The 16,021-nt window shown below is 46.0% G+C and carries 21 protein-coding genes; 10 read left to right on the top strand and 11 right to left on the bottom strand.

The genetic code is table 11. From position 1 onward, the window contains the following. Position 1: 1 nt before the first annotated feature. Complete coding sequence (locus tag GO755_RS09300) at positions 2–847, bottom strand: sulfite exporter TauE/SafE family protein (RefSeq protein ID WP_227686904.1); 846 nt, start codon at positions 845–847, stop codon at positions 2–4. An 87-nt stretch (positions 848–934) separates the two neighbouring features. On the opposite strand from GO755_RS09300, the gene GO755_RS09305 reads away from it, so the two are divergent. From GO755_RS09305 to GO755_RS09345, 9 genes are all read left to right on the top strand, one after another. Then, positions 935–1,609 carry a heme exporter protein CcmB gene (locus GO755_RS09305; RefSeq protein WP_157584474.1) on the top strand — a complete coding sequence of 225 codons (675 nt, stop codon included), beginning with the start codon at positions 935–937 and terminating at the stop codon, positions 1,607–1,609. 59 nt (positions 1,610–1,668) lie between these two features. Further along, entirely contained in the window at positions 1,669–2,328 is a 660-nt protein-coding gene (ccsA, locus tag GO755_RS09310; RefSeq protein ID WP_157584475.1) for a cytochrome c biogenesis protein CcsA, read from the top strand. A gap of 66 nt (positions 2,329–2,394) precedes the next feature. Beyond that, the gene (locus GO755_RS09315) at positions 2,395–2,649 is read left to right on the top strand and encodes a CcmD family protein (RefSeq protein WP_157584476.1); all 255 of its coding nucleotides are present in this window, start codon (positions 2,395–2,397) and stop codon (positions 2,647–2,649) included. Between the two features lie 4 nt (positions 2,650–2,653). Continuing rightward, positions 2,654–3,094: a cytochrome c maturation protein CcmE domain-containing protein gene (locus GO755_RS09320; RefSeq protein WP_157584477.1), complete on the top strand. Its 441-nt coding sequence runs from the start codon at positions 2,654–2,656 to the stop codon at positions 3,092–3,094. Then, positions 3,091–3,288: a hypothetical protein gene (locus GO755_RS09325; RefSeq protein ID WP_157584478.1), complete on the top strand. Its 198-nt coding sequence runs from the start codon at positions 3,091–3,093 to the stop codon at positions 3,286–3,288. Before GO755_RS09320 ends, GO755_RS09325 begins: the two co-directional genes overlap by 4 nt. Next, complete coding sequence (locus tag GO755_RS09330) at positions 3,285–3,557, top strand: ParE family toxin-like protein (RefSeq protein WP_157584479.1); 273 nt, start codon at positions 3,285–3,287, stop codon at positions 3,555–3,557. Before GO755_RS09325 ends, GO755_RS09330 begins: the two co-directional genes overlap by 4 nt. Continuing rightward, positions 3,554–6,214, top strand: a complete 2,661-nt coding sequence (gene ccsA, locus GO755_RS09335; RefSeq protein WP_157584480.1) for a cytochrome c biogenesis protein CcsA — start codon at positions 3,554–3,556, stop codon at positions 6,212–6,214. Before GO755_RS09330 ends, ccsA (GO755_RS09335) begins: the two co-directional genes overlap by 4 nt. Before the next feature lie 80 nt (positions 6,215–6,294). Next, positions 6,295–6,531, top strand: coding sequence for a hypothetical protein (locus GO755_RS09340; protein WP_317165825.1), 237 nt, complete (start codon positions 6,295–6,297; stop codon positions 6,529–6,531). Positions 6,532–6,551: 20 nt separating this feature from the next. Beyond that, positions 6,552–7,835: a hemolysin family protein gene (locus tag GO755_RS09345; RefSeq protein WP_157584481.1), complete on the top strand. Its 1,284-nt coding sequence runs from the start codon at positions 6,552–6,554 to the stop codon at positions 7,833–7,835. 31 nt (positions 7,836–7,866) lie between these two features. On the opposite strand, the gene GO755_RS09350 is transcribed toward GO755_RS09345, so the two are convergent. From GO755_RS09350 to GO755_RS09380, 7 genes are all read right to left on the bottom strand, one after another. Then, complete coding sequence (locus GO755_RS09350) at positions 7,867–8,847, bottom strand: c-type cytochrome (RefSeq protein ID WP_157584482.1); 981 nt, start codon at positions 8,845–8,847, stop codon at positions 7,867–7,869. A 288-nt stretch (positions 8,848–9,135) separates the two neighbouring features. Then, entirely contained in the window at positions 9,136–9,921 is a 786-nt protein-coding gene (locus GO755_RS09355) for a nucleotidyltransferase family protein (RefSeq protein WP_157584483.1), read from the bottom strand. An 86-nt stretch (positions 9,922–10,007) separates the two neighbouring features. Next, positions 10,008–10,616 carry a DUF6992 family protein gene (locus tag GO755_RS09360; protein WP_157584484.1) on the bottom strand — a complete coding sequence of 203 codons (609 nt, stop codon included), beginning with the start codon at positions 10,614–10,616 and terminating at the stop codon, positions 10,008–10,010. 43 nt (positions 10,617–10,659) lie between these two features. Continuing rightward, the gene (locus GO755_RS09365) at positions 10,660–11,232 is read right to left on the bottom strand and encodes an NTP transferase domain-containing protein (protein WP_317165826.1); all 573 of its coding nucleotides are present in this window, start codon (positions 11,230–11,232) and stop codon (positions 10,660–10,662) included. Further along, positions 11,225–11,698, bottom strand: a complete 474-nt coding sequence (moaC, locus tag GO755_RS09370; RefSeq protein ID WP_157584485.1) for a cyclic pyranopterin monophosphate synthase MoaC — start codon at positions 11,696–11,698, stop codon at positions 11,225–11,227. The genes GO755_RS09365 and moaC overlap by 8 nt, the downstream gene beginning before the upstream one ends. A gap of 63 nt (positions 11,699–11,761) precedes the next feature. Then, positions 11,762–12,061, bottom strand: coding sequence for a type II toxin-antitoxin system RelE family toxin (locus GO755_RS09375; protein WP_157584486.1), 300 nt, complete (start codon positions 12,059–12,061; stop codon positions 11,762–11,764). Further along, positions 12,055–12,345, bottom strand: coding sequence for a hypothetical protein (locus GO755_RS09380; RefSeq protein ID WP_157584487.1), 291 nt, complete (start codon positions 12,343–12,345; stop codon positions 12,055–12,057). Before GO755_RS09380 ends, GO755_RS09375 begins: the two co-directional genes overlap by 7 nt. Before the next feature lie 164 nt (positions 12,346–12,509). On the opposite strand from GO755_RS09380, the gene GO755_RS09385 reads away from it, so the two are divergent. After that, a complete protein-coding gene (locus tag GO755_RS09385; RefSeq protein WP_157584488.1) occupies positions 12,510–13,724 on the top strand; it encodes a molybdopterin molybdotransferase MoeA in 1,215 nt (404 codons plus the stop codon). Between the two features lie 9 nt (positions 13,725–13,733). Here GO755_RS09385 and GO755_RS09390 read toward each other — a convergent pair whose 3' ends face one another. The 3 genes from GO755_RS09390 to GO755_RS09400 form a co-directional block, all read right to left on the bottom strand. Next, positions 13,734–14,600, bottom strand: a complete 867-nt coding sequence (locus tag GO755_RS09390; RefSeq protein WP_227686905.1) for a DJ-1/PfpI family protein — start codon at positions 14,598–14,600, stop codon at positions 13,734–13,736. Positions 14,601–14,611: 11 nt separating this feature from the next. Beyond that, on the bottom strand, positions 14,612–15,571 hold the full coding sequence (locus GO755_RS09395) for a GlxA family transcriptional regulator (RefSeq protein ID WP_157584489.1): 960 nt from the start codon (positions 15,569–15,571) through the stop codon (positions 14,612–14,614). Positions 15,572–15,717: 146 nt separating this feature from the next. After that, on the bottom strand, positions 15,718–15,963 hold the full coding sequence (locus GO755_RS09400; RefSeq protein ID WP_157584490.1) for an acyl carrier protein: 246 nt from the start codon (positions 15,961–15,963) through the stop codon (positions 15,718–15,720). Between the last annotated feature and the right edge of the window lie 58 nt (positions 15,964–16,021).

Below are 16,021 nucleotides of genomic sequence, written 5' to 3' on the forward strand. Positions count from 1 at the left end.
TTCATGTCAGTAAATCCCAGGCAAACCGCAGAATGGTGGCCGCAATAACCAATAGAAAAAATACCCGAATGAAGCGGTTACCTTTCAGAATCGCCAGCCGTGCTCCCAGAAATGCCCCAGAAAGATTAGCTACAGCCATTGGTAATGCAAAAGCGTATAGAATGTAGCCCTTATTGGCAAAAAATAATGTGCAAGACAGGTTTGTAGCCGCATTCACTAATTTGGCGTGAGCACTGGCTTTCAAAAAGTCGAAGCCGATCAGCGTAATGAAACCCAGCACCAGAAAACTCCCTGTTCCTGGCCCAAAAAAGCCGTCGTAAAACCCAATGACGGCTCCCATCAACCACATACGTAACCGTTGTCGTTGCGACGTCACAACCCGATGTGACACTTGCCCAAACCCCTTTTGCGTAAGAGTGTAGATAAATACAGCCACCAGAATAACCAGTGCAAATGGTTTCATGAAACTGTTGGGTACGCGCGTAAGTGTCCAGGCACCTAGCCAGGATGCCCCAAAGGCAATCGCCATCATTGGGCCAATAAACCGCCCCGCTACAGCAACGCGCCGGCTATATTGAAACGCACCCATCAGACTCCCGCCCAACGAAGGAATTTTTGTGGTACCGATAAGCATCGGCACCGGATACTGTGGTAAGGTGAACAAAATAGCAGGCGTTTGAATTAGGCCCCCTCCGCCTATAATGGCGTCAATAAAACCAGCCAGAAATGAAAAACCGCAGAGCGTTAAAACAGTCGAATAATCCATTAAAAAATAATAATATTGGCGGGTGGCTGCTTGTTCAGGTTCAGTCATTACCTCGAACGAAAGCGCTCTCAATGCACACATAGCCTGTGTAGGGCCAATCAGAACGCAAAAGTATTTCTTTTCCGCATCAGCATTGCGCTGTAAATTTGCAGAATTAAATGAATCAGAATGGCCGAGTCAGTACGACAGATGAGTGCATTAATGCGGAAGGAGTTTCTGCTGGAATGGCGGCAACGCTACGCGCTCAACGGAATGCTGTTGTATATTGTGGGAGCCGTATTCGTCTGTTATCTAAGCTTTAACGCCCGGCGTGGTCAGCTGACGCCTATTGTCTGGAACACGCTCTTTTGGATTATTTTGCTGTTTACTGCCATAAATGCTATTGCAAAAAGTTTTGTACAGGAACGAGTTGGTAGGCAATTGTACTATTATACATTAGCTAGTCCACAGCAAATTATCCTCTCAAAAATTCTGTATAACACGGTACTAATGCTCGCGTTAGCGTTATTAGGTTTTAGCGTATATGCATTCGTATTGGGTAACCCTGTTGATGATATTCCTTTATATATACTGACGTTAATACTAGGCGCGATAGGATTTGCAGCATCATTGACGCTCGTTTCGGGAATTGCCAGCAAGGCCGAGAATCCGGCTACGTTAATGGCCGTGTTGAGTTTCCCAATTATCCTTCCGCTGTTGCTGATGTTATTGAAAATTTCAAAAAACGCTCTCGACGGTCTCGACCGTAGCGTTAGTTGGAAGGAAATTGGGACGGTATTGGCCATAGACGCTATTGTATTGACGCTATCGTGGCTGCTGTTTCCTTTTTTGTGGCGAAGTTGAGAACTATTCAAGGTTTCGGGTTCTCTGAAACCTTGAACTTGAAACATTAAACAATAAAAATGAACAAAACCTGGTGGAAGTCCCTTGCGGTCCTGATTTTAACCTACGTAATTCTGAAAGGTTTTTTGGGAGTTGTTCCTCGTCAACCCATTCTGAATGAAAGTATCCGGAATGTGTATTTCCATGTACCGCTCTGGTTCGGTATGATTATTTTATTGCTGACCTCAGCTATTTTCTCAATTAAATACCTGCGCAGCGGTCGATTTGACGATGATTTAATTGCTGTCGAATTTGCTAATACAGCAATCCTGTTTGGCATTCTGGGCTGTGCAACGGGTTCTCTGTGGGCAAATTTCACATGGGGCGAACCCTGGCCAAATGACCCTAAGCTCAATAGCGTTGCCGTTGGAATGCTTATGTACCTTGCCTACCTGATTTTACGCGGCTCTTTTGACGATGAGCAGCGACGTGCCCGCATTTCGGCAGTCTATAACATCTTTGCTTTTGCTGTATTTGTCCCCTTGATTTTCATCGTTCCCCGTTTGACCGATTCGCTTCACCCTGGCAATGGAGGTAATCCAGCATTTGGCAAATATGATATGGACAATAATATGCGGATGGTATTCTATCCGGCCATTATTGGCTTTACCTTATTAGGAGTCTGGATTACCGAGCTTCGGATACGATTCCGTCGGGTGAAGGCTGCTTTAGATGACTAAAGTCATAGGGTTTTCGGAATGATTCGACTTATTTTTGCGTTAATTTTCTAACTAGTTCGTTTTCAAATGCGACTGTCTTTTCTGACAAAAATCTCATTGGTGGCTTTACTTTTATTCAGCCAAACTTTATTCGCTCAGCAACCCGTCTCCGATGGCGTTGCTATGGCTGATCAGCTCCGCGCCGATGGCAAAATCTGGGTCGTCGTCGCCGTTGTTGCGGCTGTATTTTTGGGTATTATTATTTATCTGATTCGACTTGATCGGCAGATTGGCAAACTGGAAAAAGAAGTAAAAGAAAAGTCATCAGTCGTTAGTCATTAACATCATGAAACTCTCTCACATTTTCGGTATCGTTGTTATTGCGCTGGCTATTGGCATCATTGTGGCAACAGCGGGTGACGCCAGTTCGTACGTTACGTTTAAGCAAGCTGCTGCACTCGCACAGGATGGGGACGACAAAATGATTCATGTTGTCGGTAAGGTCAAGAAAGATGCGCAAGGGCAAATTGTCGATATGTTTTATAACCCCGCTATTGATCCCAACCACTTCGAATTTACGCTGGTGGATAACGACAATCGGGCTCAGAAAGTCGTATTTAACAGTCCCAAGCCACAGGATTTTGACCGTTCTGAACAGATTGTGATCATTGGAGCCATGCAGGGTGATCATTTCCAGTGCAACAAAATTTTACTCAAATGCCCATCTAAATACCAGGATGGCAAGCTGGAGACGACTGAACACGAAGCAAAAACGGCACAGCTATGAGCGTACAGGAAATAGAAACAGCCATTACTCAGCTAAGTGATAACGAGTTTTGGAAGTTATCAGACTGGTTAATTGACTATCGGAATCAATTGTGGGACAAGCAGATTGAAGAAGATGTTAACGCAGGCCGCCTGGATGCATTACTTGACGAGGCCGATGAGGAGTACGAAAAGGGCTTAACCAAGCCTTTATGATTAATCGTACAACATCAAACTTTTGGAAATGTTACGAAGCATTGCCTGAGGATATTCGCGAATTAGCTGACAAAAACTACGAATTATTAACAATAAACCCGACTCATCCTTCTCTTCAGTTCAAGAAGTTAGTAGGTAAACGTATTGTATGGGCGGTTCGGGTTGGAGATCATTACAGAGCATTAGGCCGAGAAAGAGAAGACTCGATATTGGTTTGGTTCTGGATTGGCACACACGAAGAGTACAATAAACTCATTAAGCGAGTATGATTCACCAAACAGTCGGGCAGCTTGGCCATTTTTTTGTAATTCTATCGTTCGTTACGGCACTCGTAGCAACGGTTGCTTATTTCCTGTCGGCGCTCGGCCTGCGAAGTACGGCACAAGTTGAACTTGTCGAAGAACCTCAATTAGCTTATGCTGGCGAGTCGAGTTTCGGAGGAAAGACCACAAAACGAAAAGCAAAATCCGCTGCTCAAGTCCAGACGCCCCCTGCTCGTGACGATTGGCGGACGTTAGCTCGATGGGCATTTTACATCCATGGCGCGGCTGTTGTTGGTGTAGCATCAAGTCTTTTCTATATTATTTACAATCATTATTTCGAGTACCATTACGCCTGGAGTCACTCGTCGCGGGCGTTGCCGGTACAATACATGATTTCCTGTTTCTGGGAAGGTCAGGAGGGTTCTTTCCTGTTATGGTTATTCTGGAACGCTACGCTGGGAGTTATTCTGACGCGTACTAGTGCCAAGCAATGGGAAGCCCCAATGATGGCTATTTTCGCATTGGTTCAGGCGTTTCTGGCATCCATGATTCTAGGTGTCATCTTCGGTGATTCATTTAAGATTGGGTCTTCACCGTTTCTGTTACTAACCGAAGCGATGCCCGATGCTCCCATCTTTACCGCCGATCCAAACTTCGTTCCTAAAGACGGTAATGGTCTGAACCCATTGCTTCAGAATTACTGGATGGTCATTCACCCACCCACGTTATTCCTCGGCTTCGCCTTATCGCTGGTACCATTTGCCTATTGCATTGCTGGATTATGGCGCAATCAACCCCTCGAATGGATTCGACCGGCTCTGCCCTGGACACTTATTGGCGGTATGGTCTTAGGCGTTGGTGTGATGATGGGCGGTTATTGGGCCTACGAAACGCTCAACTTTGAAGGTTATTGGAACTGGGACCCGGTCGAAAATGCGGTATATGTTCCCTGGTTGGTACTGGTAGCTGCGTTGCATACGATGCTCATTGCCAAACGCAGCTCAACGGGACTAAAAATGTCCATTATCCTCACGATTGCCACTTTTGTACTGATTCTATATTCAACATTCCTATCGAGAAGTGGCATTCTAGGCAACGCATCTGTTCACTCCTTCACAGACTTAGGGTTATCAGGTCAGTTATTGGTGTATTTACTGGCCTTTGTCGTATTAGCCGTGGCTTTAGCAGCCAGCAAGTGGAAATATATTCCGGCCGATAGTGAAGAAGCGTCGGTCTATAGCAAAGAATTCTGGGTTTTCATCGGGGCCACGGTGTTGTGTCTAGCGGCATTTCAGGTCATTGCGACAACGTCTATTCCTGTTTACAACAAGATTCTGGAATCGTTTGGCAAAATTTCAAACCTGGCTCTTCCTGCCGATCAGGTTGCTCACTACAGCAAATTCCAGATTTGGTTCTTTATCATCATTGCGCTACTAACGGGCGTTGGTCAGTATATGTGGTGGCGTAAACTGGAAAACAAAAAGTGGGATGCGCTCATTACACCCGGTATTCTGACCCTGCTGCTTAGTGCAGGTCTGATTGCATTCGGCGAGATGAAGAATCCAGTTTACATGACCTTGTTGGTGGCTTCAATTTTTGCCTTGATGGCAAATGGCAGCATTTTACTGGATGTTGTCCGGGGTAATTATCGGCTATCAGGTGGCGCGATTGCGCACATCGGTATGGCCCTGATGCTCCTTGGTATTCTTTATTCGGCTGGGTACACGAAAGTAATTTCGATCAATAATAGTGGTCTGTTGATCTCGAAACAGGAAGAGTTTACGAAAGACAACAATAAGCAAAATAAAGAGAATACGCTTTTATGGCTTAACCAGCCCGAGCGGATGGGCCAATATCAGCTTACATATCGTGGCCAGCGGATAGAAGCGCGTGATGTGCCGGGCTATATTCCACGCAATGATGTCGAAGTAATTGAAGGTGATTTCCACGGAATTGCTTTGCGCGACATTGAGCAGAATGGGAAAATTTATCACAAGAAAGGCGACACGTTAGCTCTTTACCCAGAAAATACCTATTACGACGTCGAGTATCGGGAGCCGAATGGCAAAATTTTCAATCTATATCCACGTGCTCAGGTAAACGAACGAATGGGTTTGCTCGCATCGCCCGACATCCGCCACAAAGCGGACCGGGATATGTACACATATGTTAACTCGGTGCCCAACCCAGGCGATGAAAACAAATGGGAGAAAACTGAAACGTACAGTGTTGCTATCAAAGACACCTTTTTCCTAAATGATTATGTCGCCATTCTGGATGATGTCGTGCGCACCAATGAAGTAGAAGGGATGGAAATCGGTCCAACGGATGCGGCCGTTCGCGCTAAAGTTCGCGTGCTCGATAAAAACGGTGAGCACATTCTCAGCCCAGCATTTATCATTAAAAACCGTATGGTGGCGCATCCGGCTGAAACGAGCGATGAGCTGGGTGTTCGTATTCAGTTGAATGAAATTGATCCCCGCACGGGTAAATTCACATTTGCCGTTAACCGGACACAACGTGATTACATCGTAATGAAAGCGATAGAAAAACCGCTCATCAATATACTCTGGATTGGTACACTGATTGTGGTGATCGGGTTCCTCATTGCTACCGTTCGGCGGTATCGGGAGTTTTCCAAAATGAAAAACAAAGCGGCCTAGTCGATAGTCTATCAGGAACTCGCGCTTGACTTGTGTCAACGAATGGCTCTACTTGATAACCGTCAACCAGTTACTTCGTTATGAAACTGAAACTCTCTGAAATTCTATTACTTTCGGCTGCTGCTGGTTTCCTGATTCTTTGGGTTGCCGAGTATCAGCGAACAACCTTTGCCGACAGCTACTGGCTGCTCATGCTGGGCGTAGGTTTTCTGTTCGCCTTTCAATACATCAAAAATAAGCGTCTCGAACGCGAAAAAGCGGTCTCACCGACCATCAAGCAGATGGTGGCCGATCGGAAGAAGAACAGGAAACGTTGAACACGAAACCTTAAACTTATTTGGAATCTTACGTCCTCTTATTCGGTGCTTTACTTGCTCTTGTACTAGCTGGTTTTTTTTCGGCGGTCGAGATGGCGTATGTATCGGTTAACCGGTTGTATTTCGAACTCCACAGCAAACAGGGGCCACTAGGCGAAAAATTAGTGTCGGGTTTCCTGAAAAATCCCATTCTGTTTGTCGGCACTACACTGACAGGTAACACACTCTTTCTGGTTCTGTATACCGTGTTGGGCGTTATGGCCCTAAACCCGCTATTGATCGCTATTTTACCACAGACATGGGCAGTCCACGAGTTTGTAGTCATTGCCATTGAAACCTTCATTCTAACTGTCATTTTTCTTCCGTTTGCCGATTATATTCCCAAAAGTCTGGCGCTTATTCATCCCGACCGCTTTCTAGAGGCTCTGGCAGTGCCATTATGGGTGATTTACAAAGCCATTGCGCCCGTGGTTCGTGTACTTGTTGGCACAGCGCGCTTCTTTATTCGCTACGTACTCGGGAAACGAAACCCTGAAATCCGTCCAGTTTTCGGGCTAACTGACTTGAATCATTATCTTCAGCAACTCAATAATCAAAAGGCTGATACGGAGGAAACGGTGGAAGTTGACACCCAGATTTTCAACAATGCCATCGAATTTCGTGATGTGCGCGTGCGCGACTGTCTAGTACCTCGAACAGAAATTGCCGCCATTGCTGTAGATGACACGGTTGAGGATCTTCGACAGGCGTTTCAGGAAAGCGGTCATTCTAAAATTGTTGTCTATCGGGATACGATCGATGATGTCATCGGCTATTGCCATGCGCTGGCCCTGTTTAAAAAACCGGCTACGGTCGAAGAGATCATTACACCGATTATTACAGTCCCCGAAACGATGCCAGCCCAGGATCTACTGCTCCGTTTTTTGTCAGAGCGAAAGAGTCTGGCCTTAGTTGTCGATGAATTTGGCGGAACGGCAGGCATAGTAAGCGTCGAAGATATGGTTGAGCAGATTTTTGGTGAGATTCAGGATGAATATGACACCAACGAGGACTGGACTGAACAACGACTCGATGATAAAACCTGGCTGCTAAGTGCCCGCCACGAAATTGATGATCTGAACAAAACGTACGGATGGCATATCCCCGAAGGGAGTTACGATACGTTAGGCGGGTTGATTTTGGCCGCGCACGAAGACGTTCCCCAAGTTGGGGAAGTTGTTGAATTTTCGCCATTTACCTTTACTATCGTTTCAATGGACGGCACTCGGATTGATACAGTAAAGGTGCATCTGAACCCCGAATAGAGCTTTATTATTGAGCCCATGCTTCCAAGACTTAGTTGGTCGCCACTTGCAATTCGGCATTCTTTCCAGCGATATCGTTTTTCAATTTAGGAATCGTTTTCAGGTATTCATAAATTGCTCCTACTTCATAATCACTCAATGTGGGGTGCGGCCCCATTGGCTGGCGCAAAATAGAACCGTCTGGTCTTACGCCCATTTTTACGGCTCGAACAAACTGGCTTTTCGTATATTTTTTACCGATGCCTGTTTCGTCGTCAAAAGTCAGGTTAGCCGTAAAAATCGGCTTGCCACCTTCCCCATTCATCTTATTCCCCCCACCATAAAACCCCTTCGAACGTTCGGGATGAAGTTTATCCTGATCCAGAAAATCGGCGGAGTGGCAACTATAGCAATCTGCTACACCATTGGCTATATAGCGTCCCAATGCTACCTGATCAGTACTGTCTGGAATGGATATACGTTGCTGTGGGTAGTCGCCGGGTTTAATAATCGTGTGCGATAACAATTGAGAGAAAAAGCTATACTCTATTTGGGGCGCTTCCTGCTTGGTAGGCTGAACCGGAAAACGATCTGAACGAAGCCACGCAACCACCGACTTGAGATCTTCTTCGGCCATGAGTGGATAGCGGGGCATAATAGCAGAGAATGTACCATCAGGTTTAACGCTCGTCCGCAGGAAATACATAATCTCGCCGTCAGTCCAGTTTCCAATTCCTTTTTCTTTATCCTGGGTAATATTTTTCGAATAGATCTTACCGAAGACAGATGGAATCTCACCTAAATACTTACCCGTCAATCGGTTTTCGTTGTTGGCATGGCAACTTATGCATTGAATTTGGGCGATACTTTCTCCACGATTAACACGGGCAGTCGTGCGTTCAACCGTAACTTTAGGCGTAATGGGAGGATCGTAAGTCGCTAAACCTACCACGGATACATAAGCACAAAAAAACAGCAATAGCAGAACTAGGCATCCCAAAAAGAGACCGGAGATTTTAAGTATTTTTTTCATGGTACTGACTGAGTTAATAAAGAGGAAGTGTCGAATCGACGCACCAAATTTGCGTCTGTATGACTCTCCGCTCAATGCTCAATCAGGTGAAACGGAATAACTCTCCGGTGAAGCAGCTATAAACTATGGATGACTATTTGAGGTAAACGCTTTGTCAAGAGTGTCCCAACGTCCTCATAAATGACCATTACTTGGCAACGATCAGGAATTTTAGAACATACTGGTGCCACGGTTATTCATAACGCTCAATAAAACCGTGGCACCAGTATGTTCTAAAATCCCTGATCGTTAAAGGGAGGCAAGGTATTTTGTGACTGCCAGTTGAGCAGCCCTGTTCTTCTGGAATGTATCGGGAACCAGTAGATCGCGCAGAGATTCGTAGAGATACATGACCTCCCAAAGACTACTAAGCAAGGTGGTTCGGTCAGGCATCGCTACAGTTTTGCGGAGCTGGGTAAGTTCCAGGGAGCCAAAAGTAGTTTCAGCCCGACGTACACCTCGGGGTAAACTCGAATTTTTAAGATGCAGCATGGGGCCCAATACGGCATTTCTGACAAAAGCCAGGAAATCAATAGCTTCAAAATATTCGCCACGACCTACTTTAAGGGCTGCATAGTGTGTCCAAATCCAGAATCGGTCCTCGGCCCATTGAAAATCAAAAGGAGGATATTGAGCCGTTGATTGCTGAATAATTGAACTTAATATCTGATCCCGCTCCCAGAGTATCGTTGGATCTTCTACGCGATGGTGAAATTCATCTGGTGTCAAAAACTTAATATCAACATGCAGCAACGAGTTTTCATAGAGAACGATCAATAACCGGGGTTCGCCTACGTGATCGCCCCGAAAAGACGCTAGTACCGATCCCAATTTGGCTGCGTACTCCTGCATCTTTTCAATATCAGGGGCAATTTTTCGAGTTGTAACTACCACTAAATCAAGGTCAGAATATGCGTCGATTTCTCCCGATGCCCAGGAGCCGCCAGCCGCTAACCCAATAGTTTCGGGATCTTGTTGAATGTAGTCAATAGCTTTAGTAATGAATGTTTGAAAGGGCTGTAAGTGGGACTGCATTGCTCAGTTGCGATTAGTAAATTACCGCAGAACGACTCCGTATCAGGATTAGTTCGGACACGGTCATTTCCTTTCAACCAATTAGCCTACCGAATGGGCACAACGACACCAATTCCCATTGGACCAGCCGAAAGCAACAGTTTCTCCTGTTTATCGCCCCTATTTTTGAAAATGAAGTAGTTTACTAAGTCGAATGCCAGCAAAAAACCACCTTGTGCTATAATGGATTTGCCATAACCCCTCAATTGGTCGGCCTTGTCAGGATGAGATTCGGCTCGTTCCCTGAGATAAGTTCCACCAATCACGTAGGCAACGTCCAACCCAGCATTGATTAGCAAAATCTGCTTCATGTTTTCGTGCTGTCGAACGGCATCGGCCAACGTCTCGCCCTCGGCTTTCCGATTTCGTGCAGCCAGCAGGCCTACCCCAGCAATTCCTAGATTGACCAAATTCCAGTAAACATTCATTTTATGAAAATACGTAGTCTCACCTGATGTTTGACCAGCGGCTATCGCACCGATCGCAATATTGGCGAGGGCAAAACTGCCTAGCGTTAGTCCAAGCGTTTTCTGATGCTTAATTCGCTGTTCACTAAACTCTCTTAATTCGAGGGCAGGCGATTGGCGCTGCGCTGTGGCCGCTCCCCCCAGTAGAAGCGAGCCAGCAGTCAGGAGGAGATGGCGGAGTGGATTCATATCGATTGGTTTTGGGTATGAACCTGAATTCCAATCCGATGTTTTACAAATCCAGCTTTGCCCTTGCCACAGGGTCATTGATATTGGTTAGTTCCCGAATATTGGGAGCAGCTACTAGTTGAATATCGTTCTGTTGGAGAAGTTGACGTGGTGAATAAGCGCCTTCTTTAACAGCCTGATGCAAAATTGGACCAAACGCAGGTTCGTAAATACCGAGTAATGGCTCGGGTAATTGTCCGTCTGAATCATAAAACACTGTTGCCATTTTCGCCAAATTTCGACCCTTCGCGAGCGCGTCGAGCGATTGACCAGTTAATAAGGGCATATCGCAGGCCACGACAAACCAGGCAGCTTCGGCATCGTATTGAAAAGCCGACAGAATGCCGTTAAGGGGGCTGGTAATATCAAACGCATCGACAATACGGAGTTGATTAGAATTCAGCAACTCTGCCGACTGTATCGCATTGACCGACCAGAAAACGACACTACAGTATGGTCTAAGGAGATCTGTCAGGTGTTCGCGCTGTGGTTTTCCATGATAGACTAGCTGCGATTTATCCTGCCCCATTCGAGTACTTCGACCACCGGCTAAGATGAGTCCATTCAATTTACTCACGATGGAAGTCGCGTTTACCGCCCGTTTTTTCCATGAGCTTAGTTTCCTTAATAACAATGTCGTGCGAAAATGCTTTGCACATATCGTAAATAGTCAGAGCTGCCACCGACGCGCCCACCAACGCTTCCATTTCGACACCGGTTTTGCCTTCGGTCGAGACCAGACAACTCACAATAGCATCGTCTCCTTCAGTCGTAATGGTAATCTGGCAATTATCTAAACCCAGCGAATGACAGAGCGGAATCAGATCGTCGGTGCGTTTGGCAGCCATTGTTCCAGCAATGATAGCTGTTTGAAACACAGGGCCTTTCTTGGTCGAGATATCTGTACCAATTAGATGTTGCATAATCTCAGGGCCTAGTGTAACAACAGATCGAGCACGGGCTGTTCGACGTGAAATGGTCTTGGCCCCCACGTCGATCATAGCTGGATTACCTTCTGCGTTGAGGTGCGAGAATTCACTCATAATGAATAGGATAAGGTATAGTCTTGACTCAACTATGCCAATTTTCTTTTGAAGAACTAAACTTTACTTGGGAGGAAATTTCTTATAAATACCCCCTCTACTCAAAATTGTGATGACAATTGCAGCGGCTGTTTGCTCATCGATTGGTGGACTATACTCAATACCCATCCGCCAGCCACCTATCCGAATCCGGTAATAATTCTGATTTTTTTCCTGCCCTTCCATGTATTTGTAATCTACACCTGAGCTTTCTAGATCGACAGCCTGTTCAAGTTCTTCTAAAACTTCTCTGACAGACTGTTGAATTTTAGGTGGCAGTTTTTGCAGTTCCTTGATAAAGGATTTTCGTACGGTTATTACCATCCCATCTGCGTTTTCAATTCTGAGAGGGAAATGGTTGGCTCTTCACTACGAGTCTCCATAATTTTCACCATCAAATAATCATCAACATCTTCGTTTTCAATTAGTTGAATTATCTTTTCCACTTCATCAACGGAGAAATTATTCCGCTTTTTTTTCGTAGCAAAGCTAACTGGCGAAATTCCTATTTTCTTCGCGATGTAATCATTTCGATAGCCTGCGACGTCAATAAGGTTACCGATATGGGCGACCAGGTTTTTATAATTACTAACAATTTCCGTAGCCATACGTTAGTTTTTGTTAATCGTACTTAACAAATATAAGAGTAAATTACGCACAACCACACTACATCGAGCTTAACCGGAGTGAATTCTGCATCGAAGTTCATAAACTGAATCATAATTTGATCGGCAATAAATCGTAAATCGTACCCCGTAAATCGTAAATCATTATGCTTTCCGTTTCCGACGCTTTCTCGATTACTCAACAACACTTGCTCACATTGCCAACCGAAACCGTTTCATTGCTTGATGCCAATGGTCGCGTACTCCGAGAAGCCGTCTGTGCAGATCGTGACTTCCCACCTTTCAATCGGGTGGCGATGGACGGAATCGGAATTCGGTTTGCTGACTATGAAGCTGGTCAACGAACATTTCGGGTGATTGGCATGCAGCGTGCCGGGCAGGTACAGCAAAGCTTGACTGGGCCCAATACCTGTCTGGAAGTGATGACGGGGGCTATGCTTCCCAATGGTGTCGATACAGTAGTACGTTATGAAGAGATTAGCATTACGGATGGGCAGGCAAGTATCGTAGTAGAGGATACGCCCTTCGGTCCAATCCAGATAGGTCAGCATATTCACCCTCAAGCCACCGACCGCCGGGCGGGCGACGAACTCCTGTCCATTGGCACACGACTAGGGCCTTCGGAATTAGCCGTAGCAGCTTCAGTCGGTCAATCAACACTCACCGTTACTGCGTTGCCCCGCATAGCCCTCATCTCGACAGGCGATGAATTAGTCGCTGTTGCCGATACGCCACTCCCCTATCAGATTCGACGGTCGAACACCTATATGCTCCGTGCAGCACTGGCTTCGCTAGGTATTCAGGCTACATTACATCATATCGTTGATGATGAAGATCAACTACAAAAAGACTTATTTCACTTACTCACTACAAACGATTTACTAATCCTAAGTGGTGGAGTTTCAGCAGGAAAGGCCGACTTTGTACCAGATGTGCTTGCTCAACTGGGAGTACAGAAACATTTTCACAAAATTGAACAGAGACCTGGCAAACCGCTTTGGTTTGGAACAACAGCATCAGGGAAGACGGTCTTCGCCCTGCCGGGCAATCCAGTATCGACGGTGCTTTGTGCGTATCGGTACGTGTTGCCTTATCTGCAGGCGTCCTTAGGGTTAGCCCTCGCCCCTGAATGTTACGCCCAGTTGGCAGAATCTGTGGTATTTAAAACGCCTATTACGTATTTTCTGCCTGTGCGACTTACTTCAGAATCCGACGGTCGGATGTTGGCTCATCCGTTGCCCGGTTCCGGTTCTGCTGATTTCGCTAATCTGTTAGCCGCCGACGGATTCATGGAATTGCCCGCCGATCAGTCGGAGTTTGGAGCGGGAGAAAGCTTTCAGGTCTGGAAGACAATCCGGTAACTTATTTGCTTACTTACGTGCGGCTGCGACTTTTGTCGGCTGTTCAACAACCAAACCTTCATTAGGTTTCCATTTGTCATATTCCATATAACGGGCAGTCTGCGTTGCTACGGCAAGCCCTTTTAGTTTAGCAACAACGTGCAAGGCACCATCAATACCCGCCGATACACCAGCCGTTGTGATGACCTGGCCATTGTCGACAAAGCGCGTGTTTCGCAATATTTTGGCTTTAGGTGTTGCGTTTTGCAGATTGTCGATGTAGTTATGAAAGGTGGTGGCCTGTTTGCCATCTAACAAACCTGCCTTGGCTAATAAGCCAGCACCGGTGCAAACCGATAACATGACTTCGGCATCCTGAGCACTGGCTTTTATCCAGGCAATCAGGGTTTTATTCTCAATAAAAGGACCAGTCTGCCCGCCAGGCAATACGACAATATCTGGCTTTGGGCAATCGGCAAGGCTGTAGTTTGGTATAATTTTAATAAATCCCTGGCTGATGATCGGGTCCTTACTGAGCGAAACCGTGTAGACATTAAAACCTTCTGTTGATGCAAATACCTCGCTGGGTCCAGAGAAATCCAGTACTTCAACGCCGTTGTGAATGAAGATGGCCACATTTCGTTTTTTATCCTTTTTCTGACCATTCCGAAGCGAGTCCATCAGGGCAACGCTACGCTTTACGAAGGGCATACCGCAATGTTTACAAACGCCCGGTCCATCATGACGTTCCAGATCGCAGGCATTATTGCAGGGTTCACAATAATAGGCCATCAACACCTCTTTCTTCGCCGATTTCTGGGCATAAACAGACCCGAGTGACACGAGTAGTAAGCAACTTAAAATCAGGTAACGGACCTTAACAAGTGGCGAATTCATAAGCGTAAGTATTAGGAAGTGAATGATTGTCTTATAGTAGTCGGATTGCCCGATTTTTGCCAGATTCGGCGGAGTTGGCGGGCATCCTGAAAGCCACACTTAGCGGCAATAGCTTCCATGGTCATACCCGGATTATGCTGTAGCGTTCGGGCTAGTTCCAATCGCAACCTGGTTGTATAATCATGGATGGTTGTGCCTGTCTCTTTTCGAAAGGTTCGTGTCAGGTTTCGGGTACTCATGTTGGCAATTTCGGCCAGATCTTCCAGGGTTGCCTTAGCTTCCAGATTGGCAATCAACCAATCCTGCATCTGGTGAATAGCCACATTCATATGATTTCGGTAATCGAGATAAACGTTTTTTTGCGTATGCTCGGCACCACGCCTAAAATACACCACTAGTTCACGGGCTATTTTCGTGGCAAACAAGGCGCCTTGTTGTTCTTCCAGAATCGCCAACGCCAGATCGATGCCTGCCGTTACGCCCGCACTGGTGTAGATGTTCCCATCTTTCACAAACAGTCGGTCGGTTTGGGCAATCAACTGAGGAAAGCTCGTTTGCAGTTCGTCAATTCGTTTCCAGTGGTTTGTACATTTTCGGCCATCGAGAAGTCCGGCTTGAGCCACCAGAAAAGCACCTGTACAAACTGAGCAGATATAAACTCCCTGCGCATGCTTCTGCCGAAGCCAATCAAAAAAAACAGTCTCTTCCTTTAGCGCCGACCGAATGTACTCCATTTCCATACCGGGCAGAAAAATGTAATCACCCTGCTGTGTCTGAACCTCATTGAAAGGCAATACAGAACCAAAATTCAGGCCTGCTGAACTGGTAACGGGGCTTTGAAATGAACAATACGTTAGTCGATAAGAAGCACCATATTCGACAGCTTCGTAAAAAACCTGAACCGGCCCTGTCAGGTCAAGAACATGTACGCGTGGTGGTACTACAAAAATCACTTGTGCACTACGAGCCATCGAGTTGCCAAATTAGACTGTAAAAGTACATGGCTATTTTAATTTGCAACAGCCAACTACCGGACATTTTGGGCCATAGTATAGTGGGCAAAAAAAAGCGCTAACCCCGAATCGGAATTAGCGCTCTATTATGGAGGTGGGCATTATTAGTCAAACTTCATCTCATCGGCCAGATAATCCTTTAATTGGCCAACCGTTTGGAGTTTCCACCAGTCTTCGTCGGGAATACGAATACAAAAGCTGGTCTCCACCTGAAGCATTAAGTCTGTGATGTCTAATGAATCGAGACCCAAGTCCCGGCTGAAACTGGCCTGATCGGTAAGAGCTGTTAAGCTGATACCGATGTTGGTAAGAATCTCTTGCAGGCGATTGTTTATTTGCGAGAGTGTCATGGTTGAGAGTAGGTTGATGGTTTTGTTATCCTCAGTCTGTGTCCTCACAGACTGAGGA

The sequence above is a fragment of the Spirosoma arboris genome (assembly GCF_009754945.1).
Lineage (GTDB): Bacteria > Bacteroidota > Bacteroidia > Cytophagales > Spirosomataceae > Spirosoma > Spirosoma arboris.